The organism is Mycobacterium sp. PSTR-4-N, from assembly GCF_022348085.1.
Taxonomy (GTDB): Bacteria; Actinomycetota; Actinomycetes; order Mycobacteriales; family Mycobacteriaceae; genus Mycobacterium.
The window spans coordinates 33,843-47,282 of sequence record NZ_JAKRFN010000029.1 but is presented as its reverse complement, the minus strand read 5'-3'; the positions used below and the strand labels follow the sequence as shown (position 1 = coordinate 47,282).

At 69.9% G+C, this 13,440-nt stretch carries 12 protein-coding genes; 2 read left to right on the top strand and 10 right to left on the bottom strand.

Annotation, left to right across the window (positions count from 1 at the left end):
* Positions 1 to 26: 26 nt before the first annotated feature.
* The 3 genes from MHN84_RS26980 to MHN84_RS26970 are packed head-to-tail and all read right to left on the bottom strand — an operon-like array spanning position 27 to position 3,732.
* Positions 27 to 1,799, bottom strand: a complete 1,773-nt coding sequence (locus MHN84_RS26980; protein WP_241207547.1) for an ABC transporter ATP-binding protein — start codon at positions 1,797 to 1,799, stop codon at positions 27 to 29.
* Positions 1,796 to 3,496 carry an ABC transporter ATP-binding protein gene (locus MHN84_RS26975; RefSeq protein ID WP_241207546.1) on the bottom strand — a complete coding sequence of 567 codons (1,701 nt, stop codon included), beginning with the start codon at positions 3,494 to 3,496 and terminating at the stop codon, positions 1,796 to 1,798. Before MHN84_RS26975 ends, MHN84_RS26980 begins: the two co-directional genes overlap by 4 nt.
* Entirely contained in the window at positions 3,493 to 3,732 is a 240-nt protein-coding gene (locus MHN84_RS26970; RefSeq protein WP_241207545.1) for an MbtH family NRPS accessory protein, read from the bottom strand. The genes MHN84_RS26975 and MHN84_RS26970 overlap by 4 nt, the downstream gene beginning before the upstream one ends.
* Before the next feature lie 141 nt (positions 3,733 to 3,873).
* Here MHN84_RS26970 and MHN84_RS26965 point away from each other — a divergent pair, with 141 nt between their 5' ends.
* Positions 3,874 to 4,818 carry a methionyl-tRNA formyltransferase gene (locus tag MHN84_RS26965; RefSeq protein ID WP_241207544.1) on the top strand — a complete coding sequence of 315 codons (945 nt, stop codon included), beginning with the start codon at positions 3,874 to 3,876 and terminating at the stop codon, positions 4,816 to 4,818.
* Here MHN84_RS26965 and MHN84_RS26960 read toward each other — a convergent pair.
* Genes MHN84_RS26960 through MHN84_RS26945 form a run of 4 tightly spaced genes read right to left on the bottom strand, consistent with a single transcriptional unit; the run spans position 4,802 to position 8,527 of the window.
* Complete coding sequence (locus tag MHN84_RS26960) at positions 4,802 to 5,608, bottom strand: ABC transporter ATP-binding protein (protein WP_241207543.1); 807 nt, start codon at positions 5,606 to 5,608, stop codon at positions 4,802 to 4,804. The two genes, MHN84_RS26965 and MHN84_RS26960, sit on opposite strands and share 17 nt — an antisense overlap.
* 3 nt (positions 5,609 to 5,611) lie before the next feature.
* A complete protein-coding gene (locus MHN84_RS26955) occupies positions 5,612 to 6,664 on the bottom strand; it encodes an iron chelate uptake ABC transporter family permease subunit (protein WP_241207542.1) in 1,053 nt (350 codons plus the stop codon).
* Positions 6,661 to 7,692: a FecCD family ABC transporter permease gene (locus MHN84_RS26950; RefSeq protein WP_374238435.1), complete on the bottom strand. Its 1,032-nt coding sequence runs from the start codon at positions 7,690 to 7,692 to the stop codon at positions 6,661 to 6,663. The genes MHN84_RS26955 and MHN84_RS26950 overlap by 4 nt, the downstream gene beginning before the upstream one ends.
* Positions 7,693 to 7,714: 22 nt before the next feature.
* Positions 7,715 to 8,527 (bottom strand): siderophore-interacting protein, encoded by an 813-nt coding sequence (locus MHN84_RS26945; RefSeq protein ID WP_241207540.1) that lies wholly within the window; start codon positions 8,525 to 8,527, stop codon positions 7,715 to 7,717.
* A 223-nt stretch (positions 8,528 to 8,750) separates the two neighbouring features.
* On the opposite strand from MHN84_RS26945, the gene MHN84_RS26940 reads away from it, so the two are divergent.
* On the top strand, positions 8,751 to 9,947 hold the full coding sequence (locus tag MHN84_RS26940) for an ankyrin repeat domain-containing protein (protein ID WP_241207539.1): 1,197 nt from the start codon (positions 8,751 to 8,753) through the stop codon (positions 9,945 to 9,947).
* On the opposite strand, the gene MHN84_RS26935 is transcribed toward MHN84_RS26940, so the two are convergent.
* Genes MHN84_RS26935 through MHN84_RS26925 form a run of 3 tightly spaced genes read right to left on the bottom strand, consistent with a single transcriptional unit; the run spans position 9,925 to position 13,414 of the window.
* The gene (locus MHN84_RS26935) at positions 9,925 to 10,905 is read right to left on the bottom strand and encodes an SIS domain-containing protein (RefSeq protein WP_241207538.1); all 981 of its coding nucleotides are present in this window, start codon (positions 10,903 to 10,905) and stop codon (positions 9,925 to 9,927) included. The two genes, MHN84_RS26940 and MHN84_RS26935, sit on opposite strands and share 23 nt — an antisense overlap.
* Positions 10,902 to 12,104: a glucosamine kinase gene (locus tag MHN84_RS26930; protein WP_241207537.1), complete on the bottom strand. Its 1,203-nt coding sequence runs from the start codon at positions 12,102 to 12,104 to the stop codon at positions 10,902 to 10,904. Before MHN84_RS26930 ends, MHN84_RS26935 begins: the two co-directional genes overlap by 4 nt.
* Complete coding sequence (locus tag MHN84_RS26925) at positions 12,101 to 13,414, bottom strand: glycosyltransferase (RefSeq protein WP_241207536.1); 1,314 nt, start codon at positions 13,412 to 13,414, stop codon at positions 12,101 to 12,103. The genes MHN84_RS26930 and MHN84_RS26925 overlap by 4 nt, the downstream gene beginning before the upstream one ends.
* Between the last annotated feature and the right edge of the window lie 26 nt (positions 13,415 to 13,440).

The window sequence follows — 13,440 nt, the reverse complement described above, 5'->3', positions numbered from 1 at the left end:
AAATGGCCGCGGGGCGGGTGGGCGGTCTAGCTGTGCGCGCGCCAGGCGCGCCAGAGCCGGGCGTAGCGACCGTCGTGCTCCAGCAATGCGTCATGGGTGCCGCGTTCGACGATGCGCCCACCGTCCATCACCAAGATCTGGTCGGCGGTGGTGGCTTGGGAAAGACGATGAGCGACAACGAGAGTGGTGCGGCCTTCGGTGGCGGCCAATGCCGCCGCGTCCAGCTCGCCGGCGGCGGCACTGCCCGCTTCGGCGGTGGCCTCGTCGAGAACGACGACGCGCGGGTCGGCGAGGACGAGCCGCGCCAGCGCCAGATGCTGCGCCTGCGCCGCGGTCAGATCGATGCCGTGCTCGCCGACGAGGGTGTCCAAACCGTCGTCCAGGCTCTCAACCCAGTCCCGGGCGCCCACCCGGTCGAGGGCGTCGAGCAACCGTTCACGGGGTGCCTGCGGGTCGGCCAGGCGCAGGTCGTCTCCGATGGTTCCCGAGAACACGTGCACCTCCTGGGTGACCGTGGCCACCCAGTGGCGGAGTCGGTCCTCGGCGATCTCGGCGACGCTCACACCGCCGATCAGGGTCTGCCCTTCATTCGGCACGAACGACCCCGCGATCACCGCGGCCAGGGTGCTCTTACCTGCGCCGGTGGTGCCCACCAGCGCGCACCGGGTCCCGGCCGGGATCGAGAGCGATACGTCCTGCAGGACGATCGGACCGGAGCCGTACCGGAACGACACGTGGCGCACCTCCACGTCGGCCGAGGGGGGCTCGGCCGTCGGTGGCGGCGGCGCATCGGTGGCCATCGGCCGCAGGTCGAGCACGCCGACGAGACGGGCAAGGCATGCGGCACCCGCCTGGATCTCGTCGAAGTTGTACATCATCAGCCCGATCGGGTTGAACAGGCGGTGGAACAATAGCGCCGCGGCGGTGGTCTGTCCCACCGTGACGGCGCCGCTGCGGACCAGGAGAAAGCCGACCACCAAAGTGGCTGCCAGGCCTATGAATTCGGCACGGTTGACCCGCCCGACGAATCGGGTGAACAGACCGAAGACCGTGACCTCGCAGTCGCGGGCCCGCGCTGAGGCGTTCTCGATGCCGCGCAGGTGCTCGGCGTGAACCTCGTAGGCGTCGATGGTGCGGGCGCCTTGGATGGATTCGACGGTGGCCTGGGCGCGTTCGGCGAGCGCGATGCGTTGTTGCGCATACAGCGGCGCGGACCGGGGCAGGTACCACAGCAATCCGGCGACATAGGCCGGAACGCACAGTGCGCCGGCCAGACCCAGCCGCCAGTCGATGCCCGCCATCCCGACCACGGTGACGATGCCGAGGAAGAACGCGTTGAGCATGTCGGGCAGGACCTGGGACACGGCCTTGGCGACGGCCGCGACGTCGGCACCGACCCGCGAGAGCAGATCGCCGCGGCCGCTCTCCTCGATCGTCGTCGCCGGCAGACCCAGGGAATGGCGGAGAACGTCCTCGCGCAGGTCCGCGACGGCCGACTCGCCGAGACGCGCGATCAGGTACGTCGACAGGCCCGTCCCGAGCCCGCCGATCACTGCACTCACCCCGATCACCACGGCCAGCCCGACCAGCCCGGCGGAGCGTCCGTCGTCGATGCGGTCGATCAGTGAGCCCAGCAAGTAGATCGGCACGGTCGACGCCGCCGCAGCGGCCAGCCCGACCACGAGCGCGGTGGCACTTGCGCTCTTGCGGTTGCGCGCTTCGGCGCGCAGCCATCCCCACGTTCGACGCATCGAGGCGACGGGCAGCACCGGGGGCGTCGTTGACGTGCTGATGGTCATCGCTGCACCAGCTCCCGGTATCCGTCGTCGGAGTCGACGAGGATGTCGTGCGTGCCTTCCCCCCGGACCCGGCCGCCGTCGACGACGATCACCCGGTCAGCCGCGGCGAGCAGGGCCGGGCTGGTGGTGAACACGATCGTGGCGCGATTGCGCGCGACCCGCAGGGTGCGAATGCCTTCCGCGATCGCCTGTTCGGTGACGGCGTCGACGGCGGTGGTCGGATCGTGGAGCACCAGCACGTCGGGGTCGGCGGCCAGCGCCCGGGCCAGCGTCAACCGCTGGCGCTGCCCACCCGACAGGCTGGCGCCCCGCTCGATCACGCGGTGGCCGAGCCCGTCGGCATGCTGTTCGACCACGTCGAGGGCACACGAGGCGATCAGTGCCGCGGCGATCGCATCCGCGTCGGCGCCCGACATCGTGAGATTGGATTCCAGTGTGCCGCTGAACAGATCGCCGCGGTGCGCTTCGACGATCAGGATCCGACGGCGTTGCCCGTACGGGATGTCCTGCAGGGTACGGCCTCCGATGCGTACGGTCAGGCCGGCGGCGCGGTCGCGCTCGGCCATCGCGTCGATCAGCGTCACCGCGTCGCGGGGGTCGGCGGCCAGCACCGCCACCATCTCGCCGGGTTGCGCGCAGAAGGTCAGGTGTCCGGACTCGTCGAGGACGTCCAGCACGGGGCCGTCGATTGCGTCCAGAGCCTGCGACGTTGGCTCGGCACGACGACGCGCGGGGGCGGACAGTACGTCGGCGACCCGGTTGGCCGAGGCGCGTGCCTCGGCCACCGAGCTCGGCAGGGTGGCGAGCACGGCGAAGGGCTCGGCCAGGAACTGCGCGAGCCCGATCACGGTGATCAGCTGGCCGAGGGTGAGATCACCGGCGAGAGCGAAGTACGCGGCTGCCACCGCGACCGCCATCGCGCTGAGCGCCCCCGCGGCGGCGGCCGCCCCCGCGTGCGCGCTCTCCATCCGGGACGCGTGCAGCGTCGCGGCCAGGGAGCGCCGGCTCGCGACCCGGTATCGGTCCGCGGCATGGCGCTGCGCACCGATGCCCTGCAGGGGGCGCTGCCCACTGATGAGGTCGGTGGCCAGCGCGGTCGCGCGGCCGATCTGTGACTGCTGCTCCTCGACGCGACGGGCGATGATCGGCGCCGTGAGCTGCAGACCGATCATCACCACCGGCACACCGACGAGGACCATGACACCCAGCGGTGCGTCGATGTGGAGCAAGACGGCGCCGCAGGCGACGGTGGCGACCGCCGCGCCGACCATCCGGGGGACGTAGTCGAGCAGATACGCGGTTTCCTCGGCGTCGGTGGACGAGATCGACAGCAGTTCTCCCGCTTGGTATGTCGTGACCATGCCGCGCGGATCCAGGATTCGCCGGCACAGCTCGACGCGCAGCAGGTGACCCTCCTGGGCGATCGCCGCCATCAACATGCGGGCACCGAAGCGGTAGACGATCGTCAGGACCACGAACAGTGCGGCCAGTGCCGCGATCCAGGTGACGATGGCGGCGACCGAGCCGGTCGCCACGGCGCGGTCGACGATGACGCCGATCAGGATCGGGACGGCGACTTCGCAGAGCTGGTGGGCGGCGATGAGTACGGACCCCGCGGCCAGCCGCGTGCGCTGCCGCGTGACGGCGCGGCGCAGGACCACCGATCCCGACCAGCCGTCCGTCGACGGCGTGCTCACGCCTGCGCGGACCCGGCGCGGTCCATCTGCTCCCGCAACGATTTCGGCCGCATGTCGGTCCAGTTCTCCTCGACGTAGCGCAGCGCGCTGTCCCGATCGGTGCCGTCGGGCCCGCCGAACACGGTGCGCCATCCGGCGGGCACCTCAGCGAACGTCGGCCACAGCGAATACTGCTCTTCGTCGTTGATCAGGACCACGAAGCGGCCGTTCGGATCGTCGAAAGGATTGCTGGACAACGTGTTCTCTCTCTCTGCGAAGATCCCGTGGGCGTCGGTCCCGCGCGGCAGGGTGCGGGGAACGCACCGTCGGGATGCTATCAAAGGTTAGGCTAACCATAGGCACCTACAGTGGGTCGGCCGGGATACGGGAGGTTCGTCGTGCGCGTGGTCATGTTCGGATATCAGACGTGGGGCCATCGCACCCTGCAGGCGCTGCTCAAGTCGCGCCACGACGTCGAACTGGTGGTGACGCATCCGACGAGTGAGCATGCCTACGAATCGATTTGGGCGGACTCCGTGGAGGATCTGGCGCGCAGCGAGGGAATAGACGTACACCTGGCGAAACGTCCCGACGCGGCGTTGATCGATCGGGTGCGCGCCGTCGCCCCCGACGTCATGGTGGCCAACAACTGGCGCACGAAGCTGCCGCGCGAGCTGTTCGCCATCCCGCGGCTGGGGACGGTGAATCTGCACGACTCGCTGTTGCCGCGATTCACCGGCTTCTCGCCGGTCATCTGGTCGCTGATCAGCGGCGCCACGCACACCGGGTTGACCGCGCACCTGATGGACGACGAATTGGACACCGGAGCGGTGCTGGTGCAGCGTGCCGTCGAGATCACGCCGGCGAGCACCGGTACCAGCCTGGTCTACGACACCCTCGATCTGGTGCCCGAGGTTCTCGACGCCGCACTCGACGGGCTGGAGCATCAGAGTGTGGAACCGGTGCCGCAGAACCTCGCGGAGCGCACTTTCTTCCACAAACGCACCGAGCAGGACAGCCTGATCGACTGGCGGTGGCCGGCCGCCGACATCGAACGCTTCGTGCGGGCACTGTCGGACCCATACCCCAACGCCTACACCTTCTTTCGCGGGCAGCGACTGCGTGTGATCTCGTCTCATGTGTCGCAGTGTGTGTACGGCGGCATGCCGGGGCGGGTGTTCATAGAAGAGGACGGCGGCATGGTCGTCGTCGCCGGCGCCGAGGCCTATCGCGGGCGGTCCCGAGGTCTGGTGATCGACGTGGTGCGCACCGACGACGGCGTGAATCATCGCGCGCTGGACTTCTTCGGCCGGGGCGGGGGATACCTCACCGATCGACCGTGAGGTAGGGCGAGGCACGCGGCACGATCAGGGGCGTGCCGGTCTGCGGGTCGTCGATGATCTGACAGGACAACCCGTAGACCTCGGCGATCAGCTCTGCGGTCACCACGATGCGCGGATTCCCGTGATCGACGATGCGACCCGCTTTCATCACGACGATCTCGTCGGCGTACCGGCACGCGTGGTTGAGGTCGTGCAGGACGGCCACCACCGTGTGGCCGTGGGATCGGTTGAGCATCGCGAACAGATCGAGCAGTTCGACCTGGTGGGCGATGTCGAGGTAGGTGGTTGGTTCGTCGAGGAGCAGGACGGGGGTCTGCTGCGCCAGCACCATCGCGACCCAGACCCGTTGCCGCTGCCCCCCGGACAGCTCGTCGACGAGCCGGTCGGCCAGCTCGCTCACTCCGGTCAGCGTCATCGCCTCGTTGACGGCCTTCTCGTCGTCAACCGACCACTGCCGCAACAACTTCTGGTGGGGGAAGCGACCACGGGCCACCAGGTCGGCGACCGTGATGCCCTCCGGTGCGATCGACGTCTGGGGGAGCAGGCCCAGCCGGCGGGCGACCTCCTTGGTGTGCATGCCGGCGATGTCGGAGCCGTCGAGCAGCACCCGGCCGGCAGCCGGGCGCAGCAGCCGCGCCAATCCGCGCAGCAGCGTGGATTTTCCGCACGCGTTCGGACCGACGATCATCGTGATGCGACCGTCGGGGATCGCGAGGGTGAGGTCGGTGACGATCGCGGTGTCGCCGTAGCTCAGCGACACGGTATCGGCCCCCAGCCGGCTGTCAGTCATGGTTCACCGCTTCCGTGCCTGGGTGACGAGGAGGTAGATGAGGTAGCAGCCGCCCAGCGACACGGTGACGACGCCGACGGGCAACTCGTTGTCGGAGAACAGCTGTTGGGCGATGACGTCGCTGACGAGGAGTAGCGCAGCGCCCATGGCCGCCGCGGGGACGAGCGCCACGCCGGGGCTCGCGGTCAGTCGCCGGGCCAACTGGGGTGCGGCGAGCGCGACGAAGGTGATCGGGCCGGCGGCCGCGCACGCGACGGCCACGAGCCCCACGCCGACCACGAGATAGCAGACTCGCGCGCGGTCGGGCCGCAATCCCAACGCACCCGCGGCGTCGTCGCCGAGCTGCAGGACCGGCAATTGGGGACCCAGGGCGAGCAGAGCCGACACCAGCAGCGCCACACAGACACTCATCGGAACCACCTGCGCCCAGCTCAGACCGCTCAATGTGCCCTGCTGCCACACGGCTGCCGTGACCGCAGTGTGGTGGTCGAGTTTGATTACTATCCACTGGTTCACGGAGTTGAGCACCGCCCCGATCGCGATGCCGACCACGATCAGCCGGTAACCTGCCAGCCCGCGCTGGAACGACAGCGCGTAGACCAGCACCGCGGTCACCAGTCCACCGACGAGGGCGCCTGCCGCGACGCCGTAGTAGCCACTTCCGACGGTGGCCAGTACGGTGAGGGCACCGGTGTAGGCGCCGAAGTTGACGCCGACGATCTCCGGACTGCCCAAGGGGTTTCCGGTGATCGCTTGAAAGATGGCCCCCGAGAGGCCGAGCGCCGCCCCGACCAGCAGGGCCATCAGCATGCGCGGGAGCCGCCACTCCAACACCACCACTCGGTCGAACGACGTGTTGGTGCCGGCGAGCACCGACAGCACGTCCAGTGGAGCGACGTGGTACTTGCCGAGGCCCACGGCGAGGACCGCGATCAGCACGACCCCGGCGAGCAGAAGCGTCACCGTGATGACGGCGCGTCGGGACGCGCGGACCGCGACGCCACCGATGGCGAGCGTGTGGTGGCGCCGGCCGGCCGGGCGCGTCGCGGTCGTCATGACCGGTCGGCCCCGCGCTTGCGGATCAACCAGATGAGCACGGGCGCACCGACGAACGCCGTGACGATGCCCGCGGGGAGTTCCGACGGCGCGATCACGACACGGCCGACGATGTCGGCGGCCAGCAGCACCGCCGGCGCGACGACGACGGAGTACGCGAGGATCCACCGCCAGTCGGGCCCCGTGAACCGGCGGACCGCGTGCGGGACCATCAGGCCCACGAAGCCGATCGGTCCCGCCCCGGCGGTGGCGGCTCCGGCCAGTAGTGTCACTGCCACCAGGCTGAGCGCCTGGGTCCGAACGACGTTGCCCCCCAGGCTCGTCGCCAGATCGTCGCCGATGGCGGTGATGTTCAGCGAGCGGGCGACGACCAGGCTGAGGATCGCGCCGAGTGCGATGAACGGGCTGATCGCCAGGGCGACGTCGAGGGGGCGGCCATCGAGCGCGCCGGCGTCCCAGAACCGCATGTTGTCGAACGCCCGCGGGTAGCGCAGCCGTACCGCGAACCCGAGGCCGTCCATCACCGCGCCGATCGCGACACCGGCGAGCAGCACGCGCACCGGGGTGGCCGCGGCGCGGCCGGCCATACCGATCAGGTACACGAGCAGCATCGCGAACAGGGCGCCGGCGAACCCGAACCAGATGTAGGTCCAGATGCCCTGAAGTCCGAGCAGCGCGATCGCTGTGACGATGAACAGCCCCGCACCGGCGTTGATCCCCATTACCTCGGTGTCGCCCAACGGGTTCCGGCCCACCCCCTGGATCAGGGTGCCGGACAGCCCGAGCGCGATACCGACCAACACGGCCAGGACGGTGCGCGGGATGCGCAGGTCACGCACGATCCACTCGTCACCGGTCGTCGACTCGCCGGCCAGCGCCTGCCACACCGTGCTCAGCGGGACGTGCTGGGTCCCGACGGCGAGGCTCAGCACGCACAGCACGGCGAGCAGCGCGCCCGCGACCGCGAGTCCGGCGGTGTTCCTGCGCACCGAGATCCGGTGGGGACGCGACGAAGGCGCGGTGCGCACCGGGGCAGCGACGACCACGCGGCTAGAGCCCGATCCGTTCGCAGACCTCGTCGAACTCCTCGAAGGCGACCTTTTCGTCCTTTCCGGCGGCCAGAGCGCGCTCGTAGACGATCAACGCTTCGTCGCCGGCCTCCTCGAACCGGGCATCCCAGCGCTCGGAGTCCACCCGCCAGTAGCCGGTGATGTCGTAGTCGTCGCGCTGCCACCCCAGCGAGCGCAGGTGCTTGCGCACCGCGCGGGATTCGGCGGCTTCGCCGGCGAACCAGCAGTACCCGCGGCCGGGCGGCAAGGACAGAGCGCGCACGGCGTCGGCCAACGCACTCGGTCCCAGGCCGTTTCCGGTGCCGACGAGCGGTGAGACGGTGACAGTGTCACGTCTGGGCAAGTAGTCGAGATCGCCGATCGTCGGTATCTCGGCGATGACGATGGCCGGTGTGGCGCTGGGCAGTTCCTCGACGATGCGAGCCGCCGCCGGCAGCCCCGAGAGGTCGGTCACTACCAGCTGCCACCGGGCGTCCGCGGGCGGGCGGTACCACGCCCGGGCGTGGTCGAGAATCACCCGGTGCCCCGGCGTGGCGGTCGTCGCCCAGGACGACCCGGGGCCGTCGCGGTGCAGTGCGATGTCGAGCGTGAGCAGCGCACCCTGCTGGTGTCTCACGGAGTAGTTGCGCCCGTCGCCGTCCGGGTGGTCCCGCGGGGAGAAGTAGACCCCGACGGCGGAGTCGGCGCCGGGCCGGACCGCGAGAGCGTCCGGATCGTCGACGTGCAGCACGATGCGCCGCAGCCGGCTGGTCAGTGTGCGGGTGTCGACGACAGAGGCGTAGGAGTGCGACACATAAGTGAGGCTAACCTATGTTCGTCGAGTGGTGCTCGCCCGGTGGGCGTCGGCCGGTATGCTGACCGCTGGGCGCGCAGGACCGCCCGACGTCCGCTCGAAGAGGCTCAGCCTCCCTGCGATACGACTGATCGGCCCCACCTCTTCTCGTGCCCGACCTCGCGGACGCCGGGCCTCTCGAGAGGAGGCTGCCACGGCCAGCGCACTGCCCGACAATCCGTCGTTGCCGCGATTGCGTTCCGACGCCCGCGATCTGCAACGGCGCGCCCGCGCCGGTGACGCGGACGCCGAGGCGTTCCTCCGTGGTCACCATCCCCGGCCAGGCGTGGCGCTGCTGCGTCCCGGCGGCTGTGCCCTCCACGACGCGCAGCTGGCGCTCGCCCGCCGGTACGGATTCCCGGGGTGGCCGGATCTCGTGCATTACCTCGAGGCGGCACGCACCCTCGGTGTCGATCCGAGCGGCATCGACGACGCCGCGCTCGGTACGGCCGACAGGTTCAGCGCCCTCGCGGTGCTGGTGTACACCGGAGACGACGCTCCGCCGCGGTGGGCACAGGCAGCGGACCTCCTCGCGGCCGTGCCTGCCCTGCCGGACGACCACGTGTGGGCCGCGGCAGCCGCCGCCGACGTGGACGCCCTTTCGCGTCACCTGCGCGCCGACGCCGTCGCGGCCCGGCGGTCCGGAGGCCCGTTGCGCTGGACGCCGCTGATGTACCTGTGCTATTCGCGGGTGCCCGTGGATCGGACCGCCGACGAAACCCTCACTGCCGCAACACTGTTGCTGGATGCGGGGGCGGACCCGAACGCCGGTTACCTGTGGCGGGGGATGGCGCCGCCGTTCACGGCGCTCACCGGTGTCTTCGGGGAAGGGGAGCAGGGCCCGAGGCGGCAGCCACGCCACCGCTACGCCACCGAGCTCGCCACGCTGCTGCTGGACCGCGGCGCTCACCCTGCCGATCACCAGGCGTTGTACAACAGGATGTTCCGGTCCGACGACTCCCACCTGGAGGTGCTGTTCGATCACGGCCTGGCCACGGCCGGTGCGAGTCCCTGGGAGCGCCGTCTCGGGGTGGCCATGCCGACGCGTGAGCAGATGTGGCAACAGCAGATGGAGTGGGCGGCCGAGCACGGTTTCATCGAGCGGCTCGCTCTCCTGGGCCGGCACGGCATCGACGTGTCCGGCGTGCACGTCACGGCGCCCGTCTTCCCCGACGACCCGAACAGCCGCGACGACGCCGGGGCCACGCCGCTGCATCACGCCGCCTGGGCGGGCGACCTCCCACTGATCGACCGCCTCCTCGCTGCCGGCGCTGACCCGTCGGCGGTCGACGGCCGCTTCGGGACCACGCCGCAGCAGTGGGCCGAGCACGCCTACCAGCAGGAGGCCGCCGCGCTCCTCAGCCGGCGCTCTCTCCGGTGACGAGCTGCCACTTCCGGGCAGCGATCAGCTCCGGTACCAGGACCTCGGTCAGCAGAGCGACGTCGTCATCGCCATCCCCCGGATAGCGCAGCACGTATCGCGCCCCGGGAACGTCACCGCCGACCCCGACGACGGTGCTGCCCCGCGCGGTGGTCCATTCGGCGAGTTGCGCTTCCCACGGGGAGCCGGCGAACACGAGCAACCGGTAGTCGCTGGTCTTGGTGAGGTAGACATCGACGTGGCTCCAGTCGCCTGTCTCGCACGCCGCGGCGGTCAGGCGCGGTCCCTCGCGCACCATCAGCGCACCCTGCTGGGCAGAACAGAAGCGGTGAGCGGGCGCGGCGAGGTAGGTGCCCGATGGTCCCAGTAGCAGCTCCGAAGCCTCGGGGAGCCAGTCGTTTTCGCTGTCGAGCAGGTGTGCTGTCGCTGCGGCGGCGCTGTCGATGGATGCCGCGAGCGCTGCGGTGTCGGTGCCGAGCAGGTGACATTCGAGAGCCAGCAGCAACGCCAGCGTGTGCTGATAGCTGCGGCAGGCGACGCCGCCGTGCTCGACGTCGGCCTCGAGCGTGACGACCGCATCGCACCGCTCGGTCAGCGGGGACCCGGCCGTGTTGGTCAGGGCGACGGTGACCGCACCGCCGCGGAGACGCGTCAACGCATCCAGCGTTTCGGCGGAACCACCGCTGGCCGACGTCGCGACGACCAGCGTCCGCGGGCCCCAGTCCGGCATCAGCGCCGACGAGGCGAGTTCGGCGGCGGCCAGCACGCCGCGGGACCGCAGCCGTGCGGCGGCGACCGCGCCCGCATACGCCGATGAGCCCATACCGAGCAGCACGACCCGTTCGGTGTCGGCGGGCACGAGCGCCGCCCACGGGTTCGCCTCGGACAGCATCAGGGCCAGACGCGCCAGCACCTCCGGCTTGCGCTGCAGATCGGATACGAACGCATCGGGCTTCACCGTCGCACCTCGTCGTCGAGTAGGGCCGGCAGCGCGGCGTCGGGCACGTACATCCACCGCGGCAGATGCTTCGCGGCGTAGATCATCTCGCGCAGCACTTGGATCAGACGTAGCGCGCGAAGAGGACGTGGGTCGAAGAGATGTCGGTGCCCGGTGGCCCCCAGCCGCGTCGTGTAGGACTCGAGAAAGACCTGACGCGTCGTCGATTCCACTGCGTGAAGCACTGCAGGGTCCAGCTCGGTGTACCGATGGGCGACGATCGCCACGTGCGCCAGCGACTGCACCATCCCGGCGACGTCGACGACCGCGGGGATGGGACACGCCCGCTCCGCGGCGCTCAGCACGGGGTTGCCGTCGAAATCGGTGACGAACAGCTTCTCCCCACTGCGCAGCACCTGCCCGACGTGCAGATCGCCGTGCCCGTCGAGCACCGCCGTGCCCGCCAGCGAGGAGAGGACCGCGAGCTCAGCGGCCACCTCTGCGCGACGTGTCCGCAGCACGAGCGCGCTATCGGATTCTGCCAGCGCGCAGGCTGTTTCGAGTGTGGCGAGCGCCGCGGCGTGCCATCGGCGCGCATCGGCGGCGGTGGCGGTCGACGCGGTGGACGCCAGCGCGGCATGCATGTCGGCGACGAGCACGCCGAGTTCTTGGGCCGTCTCGGCGGTTTCCCCCGCGTCGGCGGCGAGCGCGGCAGCGGTCATCATCTCCACCGCCCAGGTCCACCCGTCGACGGCACCCGGCAGGTAGTCGTCGACGTAGGCCGCCACCGTTTCGACTCCGTCGGGCGGCTGCCAGGTGATCAGCCCCCACGGTTCGGGGATGCCCGCGAAGCCGGCATCGCGCAGCGCGGTGATGCGCCGCGGCGCAGGGTGAGGTCCGTCCTGCAGGTGAACCGCCCACTTCACCACCGCAGCCTCACCGACGATCACCGACTCGTTGGTCTGGTCGACGTCGATCGGTCGCTCGCCGTCGACTGCACGTGCCGTCCACGACTGCACCCGAAAGCGCCCGAGTCGACGCTCCCCGGGTTGAGACGCAAGCATTCTCAGCAATGCGGCCGACGTGCCGTCGCCGGGACGTGCGCGCCGCCGGCCGTCAGCCACCGGAATGGCTGATCGGGTGGACCCGTGCGTGACGATGGCCAGTCGATGCCCGTCCGAGAGGTCCAACCAGTCCAGCGGGTCAGGCAGTGTCGTCACCGGTGACTGCGACCCACTCGTTCGATGACATCGGCACCGATCCGCAGCCCGTCGCGCTGTCTGATCGCAGCGCCGAGGTCGGCCAGGCGTTCACGCAGCGCCGAGTCGGCGAGCAGACGTTCGACCGCGCCGGTGAGCTCGTCATCGCTGAAGTGATAGGTGTCGAGCCGCACACCCCAGCCGAGTTCGTCGATCCGCTGCGCGTTCTCGTACTGATCCCAGAACAGCGGAAGGATGATCAATGGCTTGCCGAAGTGCAATGTCTCGGTGACGGTGTTGTTGCCCCCGTGCGAGATGACCAGGTCGACCAGGGGGATGACCTTGGTCTGTGGCAGCATCTGTTCGCCGACCATGTTGTCGGCCAACGTGATCCGGTCAGCTTGGGGCCCCTTGCTGACGATGAAGCGGTGCCGGGTGGTGCCCAGGACGTCGACCAGCCGCTGCATCAGATCCACGTCGGCTCCGCCGAGAGAGCCCAGCGACAGGTAGATCAGTGCGCTGCCGTCCGGCCGATCGGCAACCTGCGCGGGGAGTGCGTAAGCCTCGTCTGTCTCGCGGACGCTGGAGTCCATTCGCGTCCAGAAGTCGCCGAGCGGGCGGCGGTCACGGTAGTCCGCTTCGGCGGGGTACACGTACAGGTTGGCCGCGTTGTCGCGCGGCATGAACTCGAGGTCCGGCAGCGCCGCGGCCCCCTGATCCCGTACCCAGGCGTCGAACTCGGTCCACATCGGCCGGAGCGTCCGGTCGTACTCCGCGCGGTACGAACTCCATTGCGCCGGATCGTCGCTGGGCAACCCGGAGAACGGCGGCGGCACGTCGGGGCCCGGGATCTCCAGCGGGCTGCAGGACACGATGCGCACGAACGGGACGCCCGCGGTCACCAGCGCCGGGAACAGGACCACGTTGTCCTCGACGATGACGTCGGGTTGGTGCACGGCGATGATGTCGCGCAACCGCGGCTCGCAGTACCGAGCGCCGTCGATCAGCGCTTGAAAGGTCGGCTGGATGAAGGTCGACAGCTGCTCGATCGTGGGTTTGCGGAACTCCGGTGCCGTCTCGGCGATGAACTGGGTCCAGAAGGCGCCTGCGTCTTCCTCGCCCGCATCCGGCGCGGGCTCGGCGAGGTCGACGAGTTCCTCCACGAAACCGAACGGTGCGATCTTCCCGGCCCAGGAACTCTCGGCGGCGAAGACGATCCGGTGCCCGCGGTCGCGCAGGATCGACGCCAGACCGATGCACTGATTGGTCGGTCCGTACGCCGACTCCGGCCAGAACATGATCGTCAGCGGGGTCTGCGATGGGGTCGTCACCGGCACAACCTACCTCTGCCTCGGGT

Coding starts and splice junctions, on each gene's coding strand:
- MHN84_RS26980 (WP_241207547.1), bottom strand. CDS start 1,799: ATGACCATCAGCACGTCAACGACGCCCCCGGTGCTGCCCGTCGCCTCG.
- MHN84_RS26960 (WP_241207543.1), bottom strand. CDS start 5,608: ATGACTGACAGCCGGCTGGGGGCCGATACCGTGTCGCTGAGCTACGGC.
- MHN84_RS26955 (WP_241207542.1), bottom strand. CDS start 6,664: ATGACGACCGCGACGCGCCCGGCCGGCCGGCGCCACCACACGCTCGCC.